The organism is Mycobacterium sp. MAC_080597_8934, from assembly GCF_000523975.1.
In the GTDB taxonomy this organism is placed as follows: Bacteria; Actinomycetota; Actinomycetes; order Mycobacteriales; family Mycobacteriaceae; genus Mycobacterium; species Mycobacterium avium.
This window is the reverse complement of sequence record NZ_JAOS01000019.1, coordinates 538,952-562,098: the sequence shown is the minus strand read 5'-3', so window position 1 is coordinate 562,098 and position 23,147 is coordinate 538,952. Positions and strand designations below refer to the sequence as shown.

Here is a 23,147-nt window from a genome sequence, read left to right as displayed (position 1 = left end):
TCGCGTGAGTCTCTGTGGTGAAACGACCAAGAATCACTACCGAGAGGAACATCGCGATGGCCCTGGACCAGTCTGCCTTGCTGGAGGTGCTCGACGCACTGCGCACCGCCGATGCCGGTGAGCGGATCACTCAAGCCGCCGAAACGATCTACCAAGCCTTGATCGACGCGGAGTTGACCGCGTTCATCGGGGCTTCTCCCCATGAGCGCACCGAGACCCGCTCCAATCAGCGCAACGGCTCGCGTCCGCGCACGCTGTCCACGGTCGCAGGGGACCTGGAACTGCGGATTCCCAAGCTGCGCACCGGGTCATTTTTCCCGGCGTTGTTGGAGCGGCGTCGCCGGGTCGATCAGTGCTTGTTCGCGGTGGTGATGGAGGCCTACCTGCACGGCACCTCCACCCGCAAGGTCGACGATCTGGTCAAGGCACTGGGTACCGATACCGGGATCTCCAAAAGCGAGGTCAGCCGGATCTGCAAAGACCTCGACACCGAGGTCGCGGCCTTCCGGGACCGGCCGTTGGGTGATCAGCGCTTTCCGTATGTCTTCCTCGACGCCACCTACTGCAAGGCCCGGGTGAATCATCGGGTGGTGTCGCAGGCGGTGGTCATCGCCACCGGGGTGGCCGCTGACGGGCGCCGCGAGGTACTGGGCTTTGAGGTCGGAGACTCCGAGGACGGGGCGTTCTGGACCGCGTTTTTGCGGTCGTTGAAATCCCGCGGTCTGGCCGGAGTCCAACTGGTCATCTCCGATGCCCATGCCGGACTGCGCAGTGCCATTGACGCCGTGCTGATCGGGGCCGCCTGGCAGCGGTGTCGAGTGCACTTCCTGCGCAACGTGCTCGCCCAAGTGCCCAAGGGCTCCGCAGAGATGGTCGCCGCCGCGATCCGCACCGTCTTCGCCCAGCCAGACGCCGAGCACGTGCGCGAACAACTCGACACCATCGCCGGCATGCTCGGCCGCCAGTTCCCCAAGGTCGAAACCATGTTGCGCGAGGCCGCCGCCGACATCACCGCCTTCGCCGACTTCCCGGTGGCCCACTGGAAAAAGATCTGGTCAACCAACCCACTATCCGTTAACCGGCTCTCCGGGGACACGGTTCGGGCTGCAGCGTGAGGTTCACGCACAAGCGCTGAGCACGGATGGATGCTGTCTGCATCTCGGTGGGGGAAGGCGGAGCGGCGATGCGGGTACTCAAGAGCGACAGCGGATATGTCCTGGAGGGCGACTGGGACGGGCAGGACGCGGTGAACGCGTTTCTCAACCATTTGGCGGGACGGGGGTTCAGCGCGGCCACGGTGCGGGCCTACGCATTCGACGTCGCCAATTTGAGCCGGTTCCTCGTCCAGCAAGCGGTCGGGCTCGCCGCGGTCGATGCGCCGTTGGTGTTCGACTGGATCGACTGGCAAGGCGTCCGCCGAACGGACCAGCCCACCGGCGGTCACCGCTCGTCGACCCGCCGGCAGCTTCGACGGTGAACCGCCGGGTCGCGGCAGTGCGCGCGTTATTCGAGTATCTGGTGATGACCGGTGTCTGCACCGACAATCCGGTGCCGTCGCCGCGGCGGGGACAGGGCTGCGCCAGTCGCAGCGGGGGTTGCTCGGTCATCTGGGTCCCGGGCGTGCACGCAGTGGCGGTAGGTTGGTGCGTCAGCCGCAGCGTCTTCCGGAATCGTTGTCCACCAACGATGTCGACGCGTTCCTGGCGACACTGGCAACGCACGGGACCGGGCGATGGTGCTGGTGATGCTACTCGGAGGGCTGCGTTCGGCCGAGGCGCGTGGCCTGCTGCTCGCCGACGTCGATATGGGCCGGCGCCGGCTTCGGGTGATCGGCAAGGGCGGCAAGGAACGTCATGTCCGGTCGATGCGGCGTTCTTCACCGAGCTCGCCGCCTACCTGCGATGGGAGCGGCCGCCGGGGTTGGCGACGCCGCAGTGCTTCGTAGTGCTGCGCGGCCCGACGACCGGTGCACCGGTCAGCGAGGCCGGGCTGCGCAGCCTGTTCCGTCGGCACCGGGAGACCTCTGGCGCCACAAGAGTCCGCCCGCACCGTTTACGGCATACCTACGGCACCGAATTGTCGGCGGCCGGAATCGATCTGCTGGCGTTGCGGGCGTTGATGGGGCATGTCTCGCCGGAGACCACGGCCCGCTACGTGCATTTGTCGATCGAGCAGCTCGCCGCCGAATACGGTGCTGCTCGTGCGACGTTGGCCGGAGCCCGGCAGTGACCACGGTGTTGGTCGGCCAACCCGTAGGCGCCGACGAGGTGGTGGCGGATTATCTCGACCACGTCGCCACCCTGGGTTTGAGCGGGCGGGCGGTACGCGACCGGATTCGGATCGCTCGCGACTTCACCGCACGCCACCGCGACCTGCACGCCTGGATGACGCTGCCGGCAGCCGAGCGGATCGCCGAGATACGGGACACCGGGGCGTGGCCGCTGATCTGTCACACGATCGGCACCGGCCGGTTACGGCTGGACGTCGAGCTGGCCGCGGTCAAACAGTTGACCGGGCTGGGCCGCGCAGTGGAGGACCGGGATCCGAGCGGATTCGCCGCGTTGCGGAATGCGGGAATTCGGTTGGGCTGGAGGAGTTCCTGGGTCGAGACGGTCCTCGGCGAATGTCTGGCGGTAGTGCTGGCACACCACGGCGGAATGGTCGCCGACCTGACCGGCGACGCGCTCGACGACTTCGACGCCGCGCTGTCACGTACCGTGGTGCCGCCATCGTCGCGGCGGGCATACAGGGGGCGGCTGGCCAGCCTGCGGCAGCTGTTGTTCGAGACCGCGGTCATCGACACCGCGCCGAAACGCCGGCGGTGGGCCCGTAGCCTCGAGCAGCGCTTCACCGAGGTGGAGATGCCCGACCCGATCCGTCAGACGTTGCTGCGCTACATCGGCGTGCGCGCGGCGGTGCTGCGGCCCAAATCGGTCGAGTCGCTGATCAACGACCTGCTGCCCTTCGCCGAATACCTCACCGCTCACCATCCCGACGTCATCAGCCTGCGTGAACTCGACCGGAGCTGCATCGAGGGCTACCTGAAATGGAATCGCACCCGGGGCTGGCGTGGTCAGCGCGCCGCCGCGGGCGCCGGGCGCACCGTCTCGGCCGCGGTGGCCCAGTCGGCAGTGCTCAGTCTGCGCAACCTGCTCGACGACATCACCGCCTGGGGCTGGGCGCAGGCCCCACCACGGCGGTTGGTATTCGCCGCCGACGTCCCCAAACTCGACCAGCCGTTGCCACGCGCGCTAGCACCCGATGTGGACGCGGCAGTGATGAACGCCGTTGCCCACCTGCAGGATCCGTTCGCCCGCATCGGCCTGACCGTGCTGCGTGGTGCCGGCCTGCGGGCGGGGGAACTGCTCGACCTCGAACTGGGCAGCATCATCGACTACGGACCGGCCGGAACCTGGCTGAAGGTGCCACTGGGCAAGCTCGCCACCGAACGCATGGTCCCGCTCTCCGCCGCGACCCTCGCCGCGCTCGACGAGTGGGTCGCCCTCCGCGGCACGCACCGGCCGCTGCCGCACCCACGCACCGGCGTGCTCACCGACTTTCTGTTCACCCGGCACGGACGCCGCCTGGGCTACACCCGGCTGCGCAACGGGCTGCTCACCGCCGCTGAATCCGCCGGGTTGCACCGTCCCGACGGCGGCGTCCTGATGGTCACTCCACATCAGTTGCGCCACACCTGGGCCACCGAACTCGCCAACGCCGGGATGAGTCTGCAGGCCTTGATGTCCTTACTCGGGCACGTCACTCCACAAATGACGATCCGCTACGCCACCCTGGCCTCGCCCACCCTGCGCGCGGCCTACGACGAAGCGATGGGCAAGATGCGCCGCCAGTTCACCCTCACCCCGGTCGGCAAACCGATCCTGCCCGACAAGGTCGGCTGGCTGCACAGTGAAATGCTGAAAACCCGCGTTGCACACGGATACTGCGCTCGCCACGAATCCGCGGGCGCGTGCCCTTATGCCAACATCTGCGAAACCTGCGACAACTACGTCACCGCCCCCGAATTCCGCGACACGCTCACCGACCAACTCGCCGACGTCCAGGCCCTCAGAACCGACGCCGAGTGCCGCGGCTGGACCGACGAAGCCGCCCGCCACGACCGCGTCGCCCACGCCCTTACCGACCACCTCCAGCGCCTCGATCGATGAACATCCCACCCCGACGGGTTGACCCGCCCCCGAGGGCCGGATAATGGAGCGATTGAACAAGGAAATCAAACGCCGCACCGACGTCGTCGGCGTGTTCCCCAACCCCGCCGCGCTGTTACGGCTGGCCGGCTCGGTACTCGTTGAGGCCCACGACGAATGGCAGGTCGCCGACAAGCGCTACCTCTCCGAGACCAGCCTCGCTCTGCTCGACGTCAGTGACCAAAGTGCCGAAACCATTGCCCCCACAGCCGCTCTCACGGCATAGTGGCTACCACAGAGCCACACGCGGACACGCGACCGCTCTTACACCACTCCACGGACGTGACCGAGCGATTGAACAAGGAAATCAAACGCCGCACCGACGTCGTCGGCGTGTTCCCCAACCCCGCCGCGCTGTTACGGCTGGCCGGCTCGGTACTCGTTGAGGCCCACGACGAATGGCAGGTCGCCGACAAGCGCTACCTCTCCGAGACCAGCCTCGCTCTGCTCGACGTCAGTGACCAAAGTGCCGAAACCATTGCCCCCACAGCCGCTCTCACGGCATAGTGGCTACCACAGAGCCACACGCGGACACGCGACCGCTCTTACACCACTCCACGGGACGTGACCTGGTTCGGCGGCGGACGGAGGGTGAAGCGTAGCGACCGGCGCGGACGGGAGCGCCAGCGGACGGGAGCAGAGGGAGCGAAGCGAAGCCCGCAGGTAGCCGCCACATAGTGGTTGGAGATGGGTGGACGCTCAGTAAGTGCTGCTGCGGTGGAGATACTGCGACGTGATACTGGGGCTCGTAAGCTGGCTGGCATGAGCGGGGCGGTGGCGCAGCGTGCACGGCGGGAGGCCGAGACACGGCTGGCTGAGCAGCCGCGGCGGTTGGCGCATGTGCGGGGTGTGGCCGCTGCGGCGGAACGGCTGAGTCAGCATTTCGCCGGCGAGGCGGCGGATTGTCTGGTGGCGGCGGCGTGGCTGCACGATATCGGGTATGCACCGTCGGTGCGCCGAACCGGTTTTCATCCGCTCGATGGCGCGGTGTTCGTCCGGTCGGCCGGTTTCGGGGAGCTGGTCGCGTCGTTGGTGGCGTTTCATACCGGCGCGCACCTGGAGGCATCCGAGCGTGGCGTCTCCGGTTTAGGGGCTTTCGTCCAACCGCCGCGCGATGTGATGGATGCGTTGACGTTTTGCGATTTGACGACCGGACCTGACGGCACGCCGGTATCAGCTGAGGACCGCCTGCGTGAGGTGTTGGCGCGTTATGGACCGCAGGATCCGGTGCACCGGGCGGTCGATGCTGGCCGCGAGGAGTTGCTGGCGGCGGTGGGTCGGGTGCGCGGCTGGCTGTAACCCCTGCATGGGGTTAGCAGAGGTAGGGGCTGTCGCGGTGTTGCAGGTAGTGCTCGATCCGCAGACGCATCGAGGGATGCATGTCCAGGTCGGCGATGTCGTCGGGATCAGTCCAGGCGATGTCGGTGCTTTCGTGGTCGATGGCCAGCTCACCACCGAGCACCCTGGTGGTGAACAACAAGGAGAATTGTTGGCGGACTTCGCCATCGGTGAATGCCACGACGTGCCGCGGGTTGGTGTAGACACCGACCAGGCCGGTGATTTCGACGTCGAGCCCGGTTTCCTCTTTGACTTCGCGCACAGCGGTTTGTTCGATGGTCTCGCCGATGTCGTGTCCGCCGCCGGGTAGCGCCCACAGGGTGTTGTCGCGGCGTTTGATCAGCAAAATTCGACCGCGTTCGTCAGCGACGATCGCCGAAGCCGAGGGGACGACACTGTTAGGCCGTGGGGCGTTGGGGTCGTTGTAGTAGTCGGTGCGCATCGGCGGGTCAGCCTTTCGTCGTTAGGGGTGTGGCGTGGTCCCACACCTGGGTGAAGGCCTCTTCGAGGGTGGCCCAGAGCCGGGGTTCGTGGTGACGGGACAGTACGAGTACGGGGTTGTTGCGTCCGGGTGAGCCGTAGATGTGGAAGTTGACGATCATGGCGTCATCGACCCGAAAGATGGATGTGTAGAGCGTGGTGTCGTGGGTGCGGATGTCCAGTCCCGGGGTGCCGGCGTGTGGGGCGAGCAGCTCGACTGAGGTGCGGCAGCGGGCGATGACGGCTTCACCGATCCCTTCCTCCACGCCGCGCAGGATCATGGTGGCGGTGTCGGGGTCGCCGACGAGGAATCGCACCGCCACGCCGCGGGCGGCGGCGTCGAGCAGGGTGTCGAGGAATCCGTCGAGGGTGTCGAACAGGAACGTGGCGGCCAGCACGAGGATGTCGATGCTGGTGGTGGCGTCGGCGAAATGCTGCTGCCACGCGCTGATCGGTAGCTGGGTGCGGCTGGCATACAGGGTCGCGGTGAACGGGCCACTTGGTGACATGGTCGCCAATGCGCTCGCCATAGTAGGCGAGTACTGATTGGGCCACAGATCGTGCGGCGTGCAGCCCAGCAGCGTGGCTGCGCGCCGCGCGTTGTCCTCGCGGATGTTGTAGTTGGTGTTGGACAGCCAGCGGCGCACCGTCTTGACATCCACGCTCATCGCGGTGGCAAAGCGCTGCGGGGACAGTCCCTTGGCCTGCAGCCGCTGCATGAGGCGATTGTTGGGGATCGCGGCCGCCTTGCCGTCGTGATCGTCCATCGTCTCAGCGCACATCTTTCCGTGTCGTCTCCGTGTATCGCCAGCGCGTGGCGTCTAGTTTGCCATGCGCGTGGTGCCACCCCGCGGCGGTGATGCCCACGTGATGTCCACGGGTATGTCCCGGTGGTGTCCGGAATGTCGCCGGCGATGTCGGCAATGCCGCTAGATGTCCCTGGCTACGTCGGTGGTGTCCACGTGAACTGAGTTCAGCGCCGCAAGGGCGCATACGGTTCACGAAAGGAACTACAGGACAATGCGTTTGAGAATCGATACGTCAGGGACACGGTTCATCGTCACCCGTGCGGCTGAGCCGCGGCTGAACTTTGAGACCGGCAGCCCCAAAATCGACACTGCCACCGGGCTGCCGCAGCATTCGGTGCAGTTGCTGGCGTTGGATGACACTGGCGGCGAAGTGCTCAATGTGACGGTGGCCGGTGACCCGAACGTCGGGGTCACCCAACCGGTCTCGGTGACCAGCCTGGTGGCCATCCCGTGGGCGCAAGGCGATCGCAGTGGTGTGGCCTTCCGCGCTGATGCCATCACCGGCGCCACAGCCGGCGCCCCGGCGGGTGAGCCGGGGTCGCGCACCCAGAAATAGCACCCGCTGCCGAGGCGCGACACCAGCACGTGCCGCGCCTCGGCCCGGGTCCGCCGTCGACCACTGGCTCGTCCACGCACACACGGAGAACACACCGTCATGGCATCAAACAATAAGAACACCAACAACACTCAATCGGACAATGACGACTGGTTCGGCGATCTGGTCATATCACTGTTGACCGCCGCGGGATATCTGCTGTGGTGGGCCGTGCTGTTCCCAGCGATCAGTGTCCCGATCATCGCCAGCCTCACTCTCGGCATCACCCACGGACCCCGCGCCGGGATCGTCGGTGCCATCGCGTTCGGCGCCGGATATATGGGGTGGGCTTGGCTAGACCCAGGCTCGTTTTGCTCGTGGGTGACCGAACCTGTACGGCGCCGCTGGTTGACCTGGTCGCGCTACACCCGCACCTGGGAATCGACGTGCACCCTGCACGGCCTGACCGCCAAACTTGGTGAGCGCACCCTGACTCCGACCCTGCGCACCGTCACGATCGGTAGAACCACCGATGTGTTGGCGGTGCGGATCGTCACCGGCCAATCCCTAACTAACTGGCACCAACAATCCGAGGCGCTGGCCGCGGCCTGGCGCGCCGACCGGATCACCATCACCGCCACCACACCCGGGGAACTACGCATCGCGCTGATGCGCGGGGACGTGCTGGCCGAACCGATCGCGCTGCCCATGCCTACATCGTCGACTCCGGTGGATCTGGGATCGGTGCGGGTCGGGATCACCGAAACCCGCCACCACTGGCAGATGCCGCTGCTCGGGCATCACCTCCTGGTCGCCGGGGCCACCGGCGCGGGCAAAGGCAGCGTGCTGTGGTCCCTGATCGCCGGGATCGCCCCCGCGATCAAGACCGGGCTGGTCCGGCTGTGTGTCATCGACCCCAAAGGCGGCATGGAACTGGGCGCCGGCGCACCCATGTTCACCGTGTTCAGCCACGACGCCACCGACACCACCCTCCAACTCCTGCGCCAGCTCGTGAACGTGATGCACGCCCGCGCAAATCGTCTGCGCGGCCACACCCGCCTGCACACCCCGACACCGGCCGACCCGCTGTTTGTGGTCCTGATCGATGAGATCGCCGCGCTCACCGCGTATGTGACCGACCGCAAGATCCGCACCGAAATCGAACAACTGCTCGGGCTACTGCTCTCCCAAGGCCGCGCGGTGGGGATCTCGGTGGTGGCCGCAGTGCAAGACCCCGCCAAAGACACCCTGCCGGTCCGGCAACTGTTCACCGTGCGGATCGGGTTGCGGCTGACCGAAGCCACCCAAACCACCATGGTGCTGGGACAAGGAGCACGTGATGCCGGGGCGGAATGCGACCGCATCCCCGATGCCACCCCCGGTGTGGGCTACATGCTCATCGACGGCAGCACCCAATCCGTGCGGGTACGCGCCTTCCACGTCACCGACCACGACATCACCACCCTCGCGGCCCGATTCCGCCGCCCCGCGCGCCGGCCCAGTGGCGACCAGGCCTCAACGACGGGCGACAGTGACACCAACAGAGGTGCCAGCGGTGAATAGCTCCACACCACCGGCCCAGCTCGCCCTGCCAGGCATTCCGGACACGGTCGACACCACCCGGGTGGTCGATGAGATGGTGCGCCGCGCCTCCTCGATGGGATACGAATCCTGGTGGCGACGCGCGGAATCCGTCGGGTTCTGTGCCCATCCCATCCAACTCACGGGCACCGAAGACTACGGACGCCAGCAGGTGGTGTGGACCCGGTGCAACAACCGCCGCGCCCACATCTGCCCCTCCTGCTCAGACCTCTACGCCCGCGACACGTGGCAACTCGTGCACGCCGGCGCCGCGGGCGGCCACCACGACATGCCCGCCGCCGTCGCTGATCGTCCGCAAGTGTTTCTCACGCTGACCGCCCCCAGCTTCGGGGCCGTCCACACCACCACACCCACAGACCCCAGCGGATCCCGACACGGTGTGTGCCGCGATCATGACCGCATCGGTGGCTACCGGCGCTGTTCACATAGAAATCCATTGTGGTGCAGCACTATCCACGACCACACCGATCCACAGGTTGGCCAGCCGCTCTGCCGGGAATGCTACGACTATTTCGGGCATGTGCTGTTCACCTGGCATCTGCCTGAGCTGTGGCGACGATTCACCATCACCCTGCGGCGAGCACTCCGCAGGCATCTGAAAGCCGCCGGGGCCGATCCGGATGACGTGCGGGTCAGCTTTCTCAAAGTCGTCGAAATGCAAGCCCGCGCCATCCCGCACATCCACGCCCTGATCCGCCTCGACCCCTACGAGGATCCCGATCAGACCGGTTGGGAATCACCAATCAGTGCAACCGAACTCGCGATGATCATCCAGCACGCCGCCCGTACCGTCACCCTCACCGTCCACGACCCCACCACCGAGGGCGGCGTGCGGGTGATCGCCTTCGGTCCCCAAATCGATACCCAACCCATCACCGCACCCACTAACTCGACGAATGCGCTGACAGCAGAACATTGTTCACCGGATAGCCGGGCACTGTCGGGCCGGCGGGTTGCTCGCTATCTGGCCAAATACGTGACTAAATCTTTGGCCGATCTCGGGATCAGCGTCCGCCGGCTGTCCACCGAATCGATACCCGACCTGGATGTATCCGAGCATGTGCGGGCCATCCTGACCACCATCAGCGACCTCGCTGACAACGGAGTGTCGGGTATTCGGCGGTGGCTGCACACCCTCGGGTTCCGCGGGCACATCACCAGCAAGTCCCGCCGCTACTCGACCACCATGACCGCACTACGGCAACGCCGTGCCACTTGGACCCGCGAACGCTACGCGAAATCTACTGAACACAAGCATAATCCGGATCGTCGACACGGCGATGATGGCAATGATCTGGTGGCGTGGGAGTTCGACCGCGCCGGTCACGCCAGCCTCGGTGAGCGCACCCTCATCGTCAGCGCGGCGCTACGTCGGATCGACCGGCGCCGCACTGCCCGCGAAGCACTATTGCACCAGCGTGGTGATCTTCCTGTCGAGGTACCCGATGGCTAGCCGGGAGGTGCGATCCGCGGATAGGCAGACTGGAAAGTCTTACAGTCGTCAAGAATTCACCGCCTGGCTTGTCGAATCCTGTGAACGCCAGCACGTCGCGGTCACCATCACCAACCCGGCTGTCCTCGCTGACATCGCCACCCTGCTGCGGTAAGGCGCGGCACAGCGTCAGCTCAGTGCGACCAGGCCGTCACATTCTGACGCTGTTTCCTCGCCTGGTCACAGCGGTCCAATGCTGTTGGCTGGCAATTGATGTCAGGGCCGGCGCCGCAGGCGGGCGAACCCCCGGTTCGAGCCTTGACATCAACTGCCAGTCAACGAATAGTCGAAGGTGACCAGTGAAAATTGCACAACCGTGCACGCAGACGGCGTTCTCTGGAAGTAGGATGCGGATCCCGCGAATACTCCTGCACCAGGAGATTGCTCGGTCAGTCCGTTGAGCCCTTCGTCGATACCCAAAGGGATCGTCGACCGTTCCTATCAGGGTTCGCAAGTGAACATTGCTAGATTTGGTAATGCGCGGAATACAGCGGCATAAAAGCTTGGCTAGGTTTGGATTTCGACGGTTGTGCTGATCTGTTGGGCGACGGGAGCCCATAGGTCAACGTCGACGTGTGGGGATTCGATGCTGACGATGAGTGAGTAGTCAACGCCGTGGTTGCTTTGGTCGTATTTGCGTTGGTTTTTCCACCATCCCGCGACCGGGTACACGGCGATGGCTCCCTTGCTGGCGAGGTTGGCGGCTGGACCTGTCCAGATGTCGGTGTGTAGTGAGCCGGGGGCCTGCTGCAGGTTGCTGCCGAAGAACCAGCCTTTCTCGGTGTCGAGTGCAGGTGGGCGTTGCCCGTCGATACGTGCGCGGGTGTTGATGCGCTGGCGGAACGATTCGATGTTGTCCTCCGGGCGTCGGGTGGCGAACCGTAGGCCATGGGAGGGATAGATATAGCGGCCCGTCCAGCCGCGGCTGGAAGGGTTGGGTTCAACGAAGTAGGACAGGGTCACGCGCATGCGTACTTCGGTTTCGCCTAGCCCTTCGAGTATTTCGGTCGGCCATGGCAGTTGGTGGAGATTCATCTCCCGCACTTTGCCTGAGTTGCTGTCGCGGTCGCGCTCGTAGGGATGGATTCGGGCCTCTGCGATGAGGGTGAGCGCATCGGTGGCGCTACGCAGTGCGCGGGCCGCGTCGGGTACACCCATCCCGTAGCGGCGCAGCAGGCTGGCGAGGCGAGTCTTGTTCGATTCGGTGTTGAAGCGGTTGCGCATGGCGTCGGTCCACTGAGCCGAGTGCACGATCAACCCGCGGATGGTCTCGGGGCGCAGCTGCGGGTAGGCCTGGGAGAGATTGCCGGCGATGGCTGCGACCTGAGCGGTGGCGGCCGAGGTGTCTCGCGTCGCGGTGAAGAAACCGTGTCCCGGGCGTTGGAGGCGGGTTGTGAGCAGAGCGAGATTGGGCGGCGTATCAACGTCTGTGCGGTCCGGTGATACTGCGACGTTGCCGCCATCAGCGACCACATCGGGTTTGAACGGCCATTTCGTGCGGTCAAAGACTACCGACGTGCGGCTGACCGGGGATAGTTCACCCCTCTTGGCTACCGGCACGTAGCCGGCGAAATCAGCTGGTGCGCCGGACATGTCGTCACGATTGGAGTAAGCGCCAACCGTGAGCGCGTTCCACGACTGGGCGGGGTCTTCGACCGGCTCGACATCACTTCGAGCGAGGTGATCATCGGTGCCACGAAGGTCGCGGATGTTGCCGGCCGAGACGAGGAACAGGCGCGGGCGCCGCGGCTCGTCACGGTCGAGGTAGGTGAGCTTGGGATCGCTGTCATCGATGGCCCGGCCGAAGGCCAGAGCGTCGATCGCCGCCGACCACGACGTGGGTCTGCCGGTGTCGATTCGTGTGGTCGGTTCGGTGTCAGTTCCGTCGACGGAGGGGCGGCGCGCAGTGACCGCGAGCATGAACACGCGGCGCCGGGCGGCGGCTTGGATCTCTGGGCGGTCGACCGCGCGAGCAGTGATAGCACCGTAGAGATCACGATCGTTGTGGGCGTTATCGGGCAAGAACTTCACCGACTCCAGGCGGTGAGTCAATTGGACCGGCTGGGTGTCGACGAGTGCGGCGTGCAGGTCTCCGTAGAGGGCCAGGCCTGCCATCTCAGTTCCGTGCGATTGGACGGGCGTGGTCTGCCAGCGCGGGTCTGCGACGTGCAGGTCCGCGGCTCCAATCGAGTCGGTGAGCAGAGGGTGCGTGTCCTGCACGCCAGTGTCGAGGATGCACACCACCGCAGCATCCTTGTCGGCCATCCGTAGACGCGCGCGCAGATCGTCCACCCACTCGGTCTGCTCGGCGGCGGGCAGTTCTGTCAACAAAGTGGCAACGTCGTGCGGTCGGCGCAACTCGGCGATGTCGTCAACTGATTGAAACGTCTGCGCCAGTTGGTCTGCCGAAGCGTATAGCAACACTACGGTGCGGTCACCGAAACCCAGATAGTGCTCACTGGTGCGCAGTTCGTGTTGGACAACAAAGTCGCTGAATCTTGCTTGTTCGCGGCGGTCACGGTTAAGCAGCCACACCTCCCACCAACGGACTTCGGTGGGGTCGTCGGGAAACAATTCATCGGGATCGGTCCATAGTTCGCGGATCGTCGCTCGACGGATCGACTGGATACTCTCAATTAGTGCGGCATTGTCAGCCTTGGTCCGGTCTGCAGACGACACGTAGGCGTCCAACCGTTTGAGGAAGTACTCTTTCTTGCCCCGCGGGATGTACACGGTCGCCATCTGAACGATCCCGTCGGTGGTCTGCGTCTCCCGGACGGCGACCAACTCGGGCTGCTCACCAGAGCGCTGCGGGTCCAGACTTTGCAACGCCAGTTCCAAATCTGGAAACGACACAAACGTGACGTAGGTTCCTGCAGGCTCGATCTCATCGTCGGCTGTAGGCGCGACTGCGGCGTTGAATTCGTCAGTGAGGCGTCGGCCATGCCCCTTGCGATCGCCGGTGAACTCGTGCTTGTCGCCACCGCCACCAGCGCTGGCGAGCGTAAAGGACTCCGATACTGGCGCTACCGACACGACAAGGTGAGGACGATCTCGCTCTGCCATGACGTCTAGATCGCCGACTCGCCGTGGTGATTGGCACGCGGCCGTTCGTGCAGGGCGGCCACCAGGTCGTCGGTGCGCACCCGGGCCCGGCCAGCCAGAACTGTTCGCTTCGCCGCATTCTCTGCTGCAGTCGCGATCTCTCCGTGACTGAGCCCGCGCGCGGCAGCGACGACCCTCGGCCAACTCAGGTTGCCGATTTGGAACCGAGCGAGTCGGTTGCGGATGACGGCCTCGGTGGCCGCGTCGTCGGGCAGTGCGAAGTCCATCACTGTGTCAAATCGGCGATAGAGGGCGTTGTCGAGCAACTTGGGGTGATTGGTGGCCGCGATGATGATGCTGTCCGAGGAATCCTCTTCGAGGAATTGAAGAAAGGAGTTGAGGACTCGGCGGATCTCGCCGACGTCGTTGGGTGCGGCCCGATCTCCGGCAAGCGCATCGACCTCGTCGAACAAGTAGACCCCCCGCGTGTCGATGAGCGCATCGAAAATCAAGCGCAGTTTCGCTGCCGTCTCACCCATGTATTTGGTGATGATTGTGTCCAGCCGCACCGAAAACAGTGGAAGCCCCAACTCGCCGGCAATAACTCGCGCGGTTGAAGTCTTGCCGGTCCCTGGCGGGCCGGTGAGCAGCAACCGGCCCGCGGCCCGAAGACCGTGGCGGGCAAGCATGTCTCGTTGACGCTGCTCAAGCAATACATGCCGCAGGTGCTCGGCAAGACCCGGGGATAACACGAGGTCTGCCAGTCGAGACTCCGGATAGCTGACAGCGAGCAGAGAGCCCAGTTCACCCCGGGGCTGCGCCACCGGCACCACCGAGGCCACCCGCGACTTCACTGCACCACGCTTACGCAACTCGTCAACCAGGTCGCGCAGTTCTTGGGCGAACTTTGCGTGCCCAGCTCGTGCAGCTTTTGCAGCCACCTGCATCGCCACGGCGTAGAACTGGGGGTCGTCGCCCTCGGCGTGGCTCATGACGAGAGCCTTCAACTGGTCATTTGTCGCCACCGCTGACCTCCCTTCGGGTCAAACAACCGTCCTGACCAGCACGGCAGGCCCCGTGAGCTGAGTCTAACGGGCGTGATGACTGCTTCCCGACACCACGCCTGACGCAAGTACACCAACCTGGCCCGACGAGGAATGCCCGAATGCAGCGAATGCCGGGCGCCACACGCAAAGTCGTACGTGTTCTAAAGGCAAAGTTTCGGCATGTACCGACGGACGAGACGTTTACCCAACGGACGAGACGTTCTAAATCCGCCAATGCGGCTGTACCCGGTTGATATCCAACTTGCGCGACCCGGGCGTGCCGGGTGCGATGACGGCGTGATCGAGCACTGATTTGATGATGGCTTGTTGGCGGTCGATGTCAAGGTCATCCCACTGACCGCGCAGCACCTCGCCGCAGCCCACCAGATCCATCACCGCACTGGTGTCGGTGGCCTTGGCGATGTCGCGGCGGGCGCGGGCGATGCGGTCGGTGATGGGGTCGCGGGCAGCGATCCATTCCCGCGCCGACACCGCCCCCTCTGCATACAGCCCGGCCAATTCATCCAAGCGGGCCTGGTCGGCCTCCAACTGGGCGGCCAACGCGGCGACGTCGGCGTCCACACTGGACCTACCTGCTAATGCTCCTGCCAGCTGGGGTGAGTCCAGTCGGGTCAGCACCGCATCGGTGAGCAATTCCTCGACCGGCAGCGCCACCACGGTCAGTCGCCCGCAGCCACCGTGATCGGGACCTTTCAAACACACGTAGCGCCGCACCCGGTTAGTCGGATTGTTATGGCGGGCTTGGGAAAACAACCGATTCCCACACCGCCCGCACCGCAACATCCCCGACAGCAGGTAGGTGCGCGGGGCGCGAGTTTTCGTGACGCTGCGAGCAGTCATCCGGGCAAGGATGCGGTCGCGCTCGCCCGCGGTGATGATCGCCGGCCACGCCGCGGCGCCGATCACCTCACCATGATGCTCCCGGAGCCCGGCGATCCGTCCGGAGGCCAAAATGTTGCGCACCGTGGTGGTCTGCCACGACTTCGACGCGGGCGGGGCCACACCGGTGTCGCTGAGCCAGATGGTCAACGACCGGATCGACGCACCCGCGAGATACCGGTCGACCATCTCCCGCACGATCTTGGCTTCCTCAGGGCGCAGGGTAATTTTGTCGGGCTCGTATCCGAAAGGGCGCGCCGGGCCGTGCGGCAGGCCTTTTTCGGCGTTCTGCAACATCTTGCGGCGGATACGCGCGGATTTGCGGCCAGATTCTTTGGCGGCGAACGCGGCGAAAATCCGGGCCATGAACAACCCGTCATCGTTACCCAAATCGATGTCGGCGGTCACGGTAGCGACATCACGCACCCCGACCGACTCACACAGCGTCACGAAGTCTTCCAACTCGACCGGACGGCGATGTAGCCGGTCGAGGTTGTAGACGATCACCGCATCCCGCGCACCGGATTTCAGGTCATCCAGCATGCGGGCGTACTCGCGGCGCGGCTTTCCCGAATACGCTGAGACATCATTGTCGACGTACTCGTCACCGATCGGCCAGCCTCGCTCCGCGGCGAGCTTGCGGCAGTCTTCGAGTTGACGGGCGACCCCCAGGCCGGTGCCCTCCACATCGGCTGAGATGCGGGCGTAGATCGCCGCGGACCGCGCCCCGACACGCTGAGCTGGAGTTTTCGCTTTCCCCATGAGGGTAGTTTAGCGATATTTCAGCTTGGACAGTTCGGTGGGGCCGCCGTCTTCCCAGTGCCGCAGGTGGTGGGCGTGCAGTCCGCGGGTGGCGCCACAGCCGGGGATCGCGCAGCCGCGGTGGCGGTGTTCGAGGGCGCGGCGTAGCCGCCGGTTGATCACCCGGGTCGAGCGGCCCGCACCGATGGGTTGGCCGTCGCGTTCGACCCACACCTCGCAGGTGGCATCACAGGTCAGATAGCGGCGCTCGGCGTCGGACAGCAGCGGGCCCAAATGCAGGCCGGCGACGCGTTGGGCGGCGTCGAGGTGTACCACCACGGTGGTGTGGTGGCCGTGGGGGCGGCGGTGCGCCTCGGCGTCCCAGCCGGTTTCGATCAGGCGGATAAACGCCTCGAGCGTGCCCGGCAACGGCGGCACCGACTCGCCGGCCCGGTGGTTGTGGTCGCGTTTCCATTCGGCGATCAGCGCTTCGCGGTGCGCGGCCAGGGCGGCGTCGAATGTGGCGGCATCGAGGCGGTCGAGCGTGATCCGCCAGCAGCTGAGCTCCTCGTCGGAGGTCTTGGTGAGGCCGGGCTGCGGTGCCGGCTTGGCCTCGGGTTGGGGCCGCGGTTCCAGCTTGACCGCGGTGCGCAGCTGGTTGACCGTGGCCACCCCGGCCAGCTGGGGCGTGTCTCATTGACTGTGTAAGTGGTTGGGCCTGAATGGTGGTCAGGCATGCTGGCCACCGGACAGGAGTGAATCGCTTTGTCTCGATCGGATTCATCGCGTGATGAGGCTGCCAAGCAGTTAGCGCAGGTGCTGCCCCCGGCGGCACTTGATGCCTTGCTTGCCGACGCCGAGGCCTCCGGCACCCCTATCGACGGCCCTGATGGACTGCTGGCCCAGATCACCAAGAGCGTGCTCGAACGTGCCCTCGATGTCGAGATCGCCGATCACCTTGGCTATGAGCACGGCGATCCGGCCGGCAATGGCTCGGGCAATTCGCGCAACGGCCACGGACGCAAGACCGTGCTGACCACCGCCGGCCCGGTTGATCTTGAGGTGCCTCGCGACCGCAATGGCACCTTCGATCCGGTCATCGTGCCCAAGCGCAAACGCCGACTCGGCCAGGTCGAGGACATGATCTTGTCGCTCTACGCCCGCGGCATGAGCACCCGTGACATCACCGAGCACCTGGCCGAGGTCTATGGCGCCAGCGTGTCGGCGGCCACGGTCTCGCGGGTCACCGAGGTGGTGGCCGACGAGATCGCCGCCTGGCAGTCCCGCCCGGTCGACCCGGTCTATCCGATCCTCTACATCGACGCGATCCGGCTCAAGATCCGCGACGGCGGCGTGGTCTCCAATAAGGCCGCCCACGTGGTCATCGGGGTCGATGTCGAGGGGATCAAGCAGGTCCTGGGGGTATGGATTCAGCAGACCGAAGGGGCGAAGTTCTGGCATGGCGTGCTCACCGAGCTGCGCAACCGGGGGTGCCGGGATGCGTTGTTCGTTTGCTGTGACGGCCTGGCTGGGCTGCCGGAATCGATCGCCGCCGTTTGGCCCCAGGCGGTCATCCAAACCTGTGTCGTGCACTTGTTGCGGGCCAGCATGCGCTACGCCTCCTACACCGACCGCAAAAAGATGGCCGCCGCGTTGCGCCCGATCTACACCGCAGCCACCGAACAGGCCGCTGCGGTCGCCCTTGAGCAGTTTCGGACCGAGTGGAAGGCCAAATCGCCTGGGGCGGTCGCGGTCTGGGACCGATCCTGGGCTGAGTTCGTGCCGTTTTTGGCCTTCCCCGTCGAGATCCGCAAGATCATTTACACCACCAACGCCATCGAATCGCTGAACTACCAGCTGCGCAAGGTCACCAAGGCCCGCGGCTCGTTCCCGTCGGACGCCGCGGCGATGAAACTGCTGTATCTGGCCATCCGCAACATCAACCAGAAACGAGGATCAGCCCAAGGACAAGGAACCTACCGCTGGACCGAAGCACTCAATGCCTTCGCGATCCAATTCCCCGACCGCCTCCCACTATGACAACCCACTAAACACCAACGGCCACAACTACTTACACAGTTATCTTGACAAGCCCGCCAGCTGCGCGTAATGCTCATCGGATCCCTCCCCGGCACGCTGCGCGATGACTCCGAGCTGGTCCAGCGACAACCGGCCCTCCCGCAGACCCGCCGCGCAGCGGGGAAACGAGTCCAGCCGGCGGGCCACGGCCGCGATCGTCTCGGCATTGCCCGGTGAGCAGCCCGTCTTCCAGGCCACCAGCGCGCCAAGAGACCGCGCCCCGGTAGCTCCCCACAGCTGCTCGCGCTCGATCTGCGCGACGATCTCCACGATGCGCCCATCAATCGCATTACGCTGCCCGGTCAACTCCGCCAACTCGTCAAACAGCACCGCCAACCGATCATAAGGACGCACCTCCACCTCAGCTGCCAGCACGCTCGAGGACATGACAACATCATGACAGCGGGGTCCGACAAGTTTCGGCCGTCAAACCGCGGCGGTGCCCGACCGCCCCGCGAAAGCCCGCCATCCAACATCGAAACCGTTAAGCGGCAAGCTCCTTGACATGGCAACCACCGTATGGAGTAGCCGGCCGCTGCCGGGGTACCCGTTGGCTTCGACCCCGCACCGCCGAGCCCCGTCGAAAAAGGATCAACAACGCCGACGCGGAACGTATCTTGAAGATCTCATCCGAGACACGAGGGGGATTTGCGAGGTCGGCGACGTCGATAGGAGAACGGCAGCCATGACGCTAGACAATCCACTCGACGGACCCGAGGCGGCGGCGGACCTGATCGCGCTCCTGGCCGACGAGGGAGTCGCGGACTTCTTCATCAACCCCGGAACCGACTCGGCGCCCATCCAGGAAGCGCTCGCGGCGGCGCGCGCCGCCGGTACGCCCAGCCCGCGGGCGGTGCTGTGCGTGCACGAAAGCGTCGCCCTGGCGGCAGCCATCGGCCACCACATGGCCAGCGCCCGGCCGCAGGCGGTCATGGTGCACGTCGACGCCGGGACGCTGAACCTGGGCTGCCAGCTGCACAACGCGCAGCGCAACGGAACCCCGGTGGTGGTATTCGCCGGGCGCACCCCCTACAGCTCGGCGCCCGACGTCCGCGGCCACCGCGACACCCACATCCATTGGCAGCAGGAACAACTCGACCAGCCCGCCGTGATGCGCAATTACGCCAAGTGGCACATGGAGGTTCCGCGCGGGCGTGAGCTGGCCCCCATCGTCCGCCGGGCATTCCAGGTCGCCCAGTCCAGCCCGCCCGGACCGGCCTACGTCATGCTGCCGCGCGAAGCCCTGATGGAGCCCGGCGGCCGGGCGTTGCAGCGACGGCTGCCGCCGGCCGTTCCGCCCGGCCCCGACCCCGCCGCGCTGGGCCGGCTGGCCGGGATCCTGGTCGCCGGGCAGCGGGTGGTCATCGTCACCGCCCGCACCGCCGCCGACCCCGCCGCCGCGACCGTGCTGGCCCGCATCGCCGAGATCCTCGGAGCGCCGGTGATCGACCAGGGCGACCGCGCCAACCTGCCGCCCGGGCATCCGCTGCACGTCACCGGCGACGCGGCCCCGCTGCAGGACGCCGACACGGTGCTGCTGCTGGACAGCGAAGTGCCGTGGGTGCCCGCACAGTTGGCCCCGCCCGCGACGGCCCGGGTGGTGCAGATCGACGCCGACCCGGTCAAGCCGAGCATGCCGCTGTGGTCCTACCCGGTCGAAATCGCGTTGACCGCCGACACCCGGGTCGCGCTGCTGCTGCTCGAGCAGACCCTGCTGCGGCTGGCCAACGACGAGCTGCGCGAAAAGTGGAGCACCCGCCGCGGCGCGGTGGAATCCCAAGTGGCGCAACGCCGCCGGGAAGCGGCGCGCCGGGCCGAGTCCGACAGCGACGCCGATGCCCCCGACGCGATGCTGGCCGCGCTCGGCGGCGCGCTGCCCGACGACGCTGTCGTCGTCCAGGAGGCCGTGACCAACCGGCCCGCGGTGGCCCGCCAGGTGCGGCGGCCGCCCGGGCAGCTCTTCGACACCGGCGCACCGGCTTTGGGCTGGGCGCTGGGCGGCGCCTTCGGGATCAAACTGGCCCGGCCGCACGCACCCGTCGTCGCGATCTGCGGCGACGGTTCGTTCAACTTCGGAGTGCCCACCGCTGCGCTGTGGTCCGCGCATCGCTACGGCGCGCCGTTCGTGACCGTCGTGTTGAACAACCACTCCTACCTGGCCTCCAAGACACCGGTGACGGAGCTGTACCCGCAGGGAATCTCCGTGCGCGACAATGACTTTCCCGAAACTCGGCTGACCCCGGAGACCGACTATGCCGTGCTGGCCCGGGCCTGCGGGGGCAGCGGACGCGACGTGCACACCCCGGCGCAGATGCGCGAGGCCATCGGGTGGGCGCTGGACGAGGCGGGCCAGGGCCGGTGCGCGGTGCTCGACGTACGGCTGCCGCAAACCTAGGGACGCCCGGCCCGGGAAGCGGCCCGGCACGGCTGAAGCACTCAGTGCCGATGCTCGGCGGGGTCGGGGGAGCCGCCCATCATCCGCACCATCGCCAGCCCGTTCGTGCGGACGAACCGAACGATCAGGACCAGCGCGAGCACCAGGAAGGCCACGTTGAGCCAGGTGGTGTAATTCCACGAGACGGACGCCTCGGCCACCGTCGCGGCGCGCTCGGCCGGAATGAGACCGCTTGTGCCGAAGATCAATTCGACGAGATACCCGGCGGCGACCATCGCGGCGTAGAACGTGCCCAGCAGGGTCAGCATCATCCGGGTGCCGTAGTACTTGCGGTAGATGTTCAGGATCGGCAGGATCAGCAGGTCGGCGTAGATAAACGCGATCACGCCGCCGAAGCTGATGCCGCCGTTCCACAACACCGCGGCCAGCGGCACATTGCCGATCGAGCACACGAACGACACGATCGCCACCAGCGGGCCCACGATCGGTCCCCACAGCACCGACCAGCCGGGGTGGTCCACCAAAAAGAAGCTCTGCCAAAACTTTTCGGGCACCCACGCCGCGACCGCGCCGGCGATCAGCAAGCCCAGCACCAGGTCGCGCAGGATCGCCAGCCACTCCATCACGAACACGTGCGACACCGCGGTGAAGCCGGCGGGGGAGAGCAGCCGTCGCCAGAACGGGCCGTCGCCGGCCACCGACATGTCCATGGCGGCATGGCCTTCCATCGACCCGGCGATGCCGCGCTGCGCCTGCGCGCGGGCGGCGTCGACCAGCCGCGGGCGCACGAACAGCCGGAACAGCAGCGCCAGCACTACGATCATCAACGGCCCGCCGACGAACTCGGCGGCGGTGAACTGCCATCCCATCAGCAGCGCCAGGATGATGCCCAACTCCACCACCAGGTTGGTGGAACCGATCTCGAAGGCCATCGCGGCGGTGAAGTCGGCGCCCTTGCGGAACAGCGCACGGGCCAACGCCACCGCGGCGTACGAGCACGACGACGAGGCCGCGCCCAGTCCCGCCGACACCGCAAGCGTGCGCGGGCGCGCGTCGCCCATCAGGGCCACGATGGTGGTCCGGCGCACCACCGCCTGCACCACCGCCGACAGGGCGAACCCCAGAATCAGCGCCCACAGGATTTCCCAGGTCATCGACCCGGCGACGGCCAGGGCGTGCCCGACCGCCGACAGTACCGTCGTCATGGCGATTCCTCCTGCGCTGACCCTCCCGGCGTAGTATACCCCGGGAGGGTATAAGTGAGGGGCGGATCGGCGACGCGTTTGTCAGACTCCACCCCGTGTGGATCCGACTTCTCGGGGCGCCGCGGTGGCAGCGGTGGCTGGTGCACTGCTGCGTCGCCGCCGTCACGTTCGGGCTGTTGGCCCCTCTTCTCATGCCTGACCTGATGGCCGGGATAGCCTGGCCGTGGCGGCTGGTCTTCCTGGTGGGCGTCAGCGCCCTGTTCGCCCAGCAGGCGGTAATCGTCGGCCGGCGGGCGTCACACGAGTACGTGGCCGCGACGCGCGGCCTCGACCGCGCCGAGCGGGCGCAGGCGATCGCGGCGAGCGTGCGCGGCGACGTCCCCGCGTCGGCGGCCGTTCTGGTGGCGGCGATCCGCATCGCCCACCTCCGGCTCGGCTTCGGCCGGTCGACTCCGAACCGCATCGCCGTCAGCTACGGCCTGCTGACGGTCAGCTGGCTGGCGCTGACAGCCACCAACGCCGACGGTCCCGGGCGCATGGCGCTGAAAGGCGTGGTCGCCGCGTTCCTCGCGGTTACCGGGGTTCGCGGCTGGCTCGTTGCCCGGCGAGTCGAACGGCGAATCATCCTGTTGCAGGACGCCTCACAGCGCTTGCCGGGCGCGGCGGCAGCCCTGCGCGCGGCGCCGCGCACCGAACCCGCCTCACCGCGCTGGCGCCCGACGGTGGCGTTATTGACCGCCGTGGTGCTGGTGACGACCGGGGCGCTGGCGGCGGTCTACCTGGCTCACCGGCGGTCGCCGGACTGCCGCACCGCCAACGACATGGCGCGCTTCGTTGCCTCGCATCCCGATATGCTCGACCCCGCGTTCATTCCGGCGAACAGCGGCGGACCGACCCTGGCCGACTACCAGTTGTGGAGCGAGCAACTCGACCGTTACGCGGCATTGTCGGGCGGCGACGTCGCTCCGGGCCTCCGCAGCGCCGCCGCCCTGTCGGCTCGGGCTACAGCGGTGGTCCGGGAGGCAAGGGCCGATCCGGCCGACTGGCAGGATCCGCGGCAGCAACGGCGCCGAAACGACTACGCCACCATCGCCGGCCAGCTAGTGACCGAAGTGAGGGCTCTCGAGAGCCACTGCCCGCCGCGGAGTTCACTCCTGACCCGCCGAACATAGAATCGCCGGCAAAGAAGCGGGTGCGTTCCGGCGTTTAACGGGTGCCGAACGGGCAAATCCCCGACACACCGGCGTCGCCACCGCTGTCACAGAGACAACA

General features: G+C 66.3%; 15 protein-coding genes and 6 pseudogenes. 13 read left to right on the top strand and 8 right to left on the bottom strand.

Annotated features, from left to right (window positions below):
• Window positions 1–56 precede the first annotated feature (56 nt).
• The 6 genes and pseudogenes from NF20_RS11665 to NF20_RS11640 all read left to right on the top strand — a co-directional run.
• A pseudogene (locus NF20_RS11665) lies at window positions 57–1,070 on the top strand (IS256-like element IS1245 family transposase); the annotation flags it as partial.
• A 113-nt stretch (window positions 1,071–1,183) separates the two neighbouring features.
• A pseudogene (locus tag NF20_RS28710) lies at window positions 1,184–2,229 on the top strand (tyrosine-type recombinase/integrase).
• Entirely contained in the window at window positions 2,226–4,169 is a 1,944-nt protein-coding gene (locus NF20_RS11655) for a tyrosine-type recombinase/integrase (RefSeq protein WP_007172497.1), read from the top strand. Before NF20_RS28710 ends, NF20_RS11655 begins: the two are co-directional and overlap by 4 nt.
• 43 nt (window positions 4,170–4,212) lie before the next feature.
• Window positions 4,213–4,434: pseudogene (locus NF20_RS11650) on the top strand (transposase); the annotation flags it as partial.
• Window positions 4,435–4,481: 47 nt separating this feature from the next.
• Window positions 4,482–4,715, top strand: a pseudogene (locus NF20_RS11645) (transposase); the annotation flags it as partial.
• A gap of 255 nt (window positions 4,716–4,970) precedes the next feature.
• Window positions 4,971–5,507 carry an HD domain-containing protein gene (locus tag NF20_RS11640; RefSeq protein ID WP_019732905.1) on the top strand — a complete coding sequence of 179 codons (537 nt, stop codon included), beginning with the start codon at window positions 4,971–4,973 and terminating at the stop codon, window positions 5,505–5,507.
• A gap of 13 nt (window positions 5,508–5,520) precedes the next feature.
• Here NF20_RS11640 and NF20_RS11635 read toward each other — a convergent pair whose 3' ends face one another.
• Both NF20_RS11635 and NF20_RS11630 read right to left on the bottom strand, forming a co-directional pair.
• A complete protein-coding gene (locus NF20_RS11635) occupies window positions 5,521–5,988 on the bottom strand; it encodes an NUDIX hydrolase (protein ID WP_011725682.1) in 468 nt (155 codons plus the stop codon).
• Between the two features lie 7 nt (window positions 5,989–5,995).
• On the bottom strand, window positions 5,996–6,793 hold the full coding sequence (locus tag NF20_RS11630) for a hypothetical protein (protein ID WP_011725681.1): 798 nt from the start codon (window positions 6,791–6,793) through the stop codon (window positions 5,996–5,998).
• Window positions 6,794–7,046: 253 nt separating this feature from the next.
• On the opposite strand from NF20_RS11630, the gene NF20_RS27660 reads away from it, so the two are divergent.
• From NF20_RS27660 to NF20_RS11615, 3 genes are all read left to right on the top strand, one after another.
• The gene (locus NF20_RS27660) at window positions 7,047–7,391 is read left to right on the top strand and encodes a hypothetical protein (RefSeq protein ID WP_019732904.1); all 345 of its coding nucleotides are present in this window, start codon (window positions 7,047–7,049) and stop codon (window positions 7,389–7,391) included.
• 99 nt (window positions 7,392–7,490) lie between these two features.
• Entirely contained in the window at window positions 7,491–8,933 is a 1,443-nt protein-coding gene (locus NF20_RS11620) for an FtsK/SpoIIIE domain-containing protein (protein ID WP_019732903.1), read from the top strand.
• Window positions 8,926–10,425 (top strand): replication initiator, encoded by a 1,500-nt coding sequence (locus tag NF20_RS11615; protein ID WP_011725678.1) that lies wholly within the window; start codon window positions 8,926–8,928, stop codon window positions 10,423–10,425. The genes NF20_RS11620 and NF20_RS11615 overlap by 8 nt, the downstream gene beginning before the upstream one ends.
• 546 nt (window positions 10,426–10,971) lie before the next feature.
• On the opposite strand, the gene NF20_RS11610 is transcribed toward NF20_RS11615, so the two are convergent.
• The 4 genes and pseudogenes from NF20_RS11610 to NF20_RS11595 all read right to left on the bottom strand — a co-directional run.
• Window positions 10,972–13,530, bottom strand: coding sequence for a S8 family peptidase (locus tag NF20_RS11610; RefSeq protein WP_023882498.1), 2,559 nt, complete (start codon window positions 13,528–13,530; stop codon window positions 10,972–10,974).
• Between the two features lie 5 nt (window positions 13,531–13,535).
• On the bottom strand, window positions 13,536–14,534 hold the full coding sequence (locus NF20_RS11605) for an AAA family ATPase (protein ID WP_011725675.1): 999 nt from the start codon (window positions 14,532–14,534) through the stop codon (window positions 13,536–13,538).
• A gap of 243 nt (window positions 14,535–14,777) precedes the next feature.
• Entirely contained in the window at window positions 14,778–16,217 is a 1,440-nt protein-coding gene (locus NF20_RS11600) for a recombinase family protein (RefSeq protein WP_011725674.1), read from the bottom strand.
• Window positions 16,218–16,238: 21 nt separating this feature from the next.
• Window positions 16,239–16,880 (bottom strand): annotated as a pseudogene (locus NF20_RS11595) (DUF222 domain-containing protein); the annotation flags it as partial.
• Window positions 16,881–16,955: 75 nt separating this feature from the next.
• Here NF20_RS11595 and NF20_RS11590 point away from each other — a divergent pair.
• The gene (locus NF20_RS11590) at window positions 16,956–18,236 is read left to right on the top strand and encodes an IS256 family transposase (protein ID WP_369798118.1); all 1,281 of its coding nucleotides are present in this window, start codon (window positions 16,956–16,958) and stop codon (window positions 18,234–18,236) included.
• Between the two features lie 45 nt (window positions 18,237–18,281).
• On the opposite strand, the pseudogene NF20_RS11585 reads toward NF20_RS11590, so the two are convergent.
• Window positions 18,282–18,662: pseudogene (locus tag NF20_RS11585) on the bottom strand (DUF222 domain-containing protein); the annotation flags it as partial.
• Between the two features lie 298 nt (window positions 18,663–18,960).
• Here NF20_RS11585 and NF20_RS11580 point away from each other — a divergent pair.
• Entirely contained in the window at window positions 18,961–20,670 is a 1,710-nt protein-coding gene (locus NF20_RS11580) for a thiamine pyrophosphate-requiring protein (protein WP_009978197.1), read from the top strand.
• A 41-nt stretch (window positions 20,671–20,711) separates the two neighbouring features.
• On the opposite strand, the gene NF20_RS11575 is transcribed toward NF20_RS11580, so the two are convergent.
• Window positions 20,712–21,875, bottom strand: a complete 1,164-nt coding sequence (locus NF20_RS11575) for a permease (RefSeq protein WP_009978196.1) — start codon at window positions 21,873–21,875, stop codon at window positions 20,712–20,714.
• A gap of 97 nt (window positions 21,876–21,972) precedes the next feature.
• Between NF20_RS11575 and NF20_RS28935 the strand changes: the two genes are divergently transcribed.
• A complete protein-coding gene (locus tag NF20_RS28935) occupies window positions 21,973–22,074 on the top strand; it encodes a hypothetical protein (protein WP_367281618.1) in 102 nt (33 codons plus the stop codon).
• Between the two features lie 43 nt (window positions 22,075–22,117).
• Window positions 22,118–23,047 carry a hypothetical protein gene (locus tag NF20_RS11570; protein WP_224119154.1) on the top strand — a complete coding sequence of 310 codons (930 nt, stop codon included), beginning with the start codon at window positions 22,118–22,120 and terminating at the stop codon, window positions 23,045–23,047.
• The last annotated feature ends 100 nt before the right edge of the window (window positions 23,048–23,147 follow it).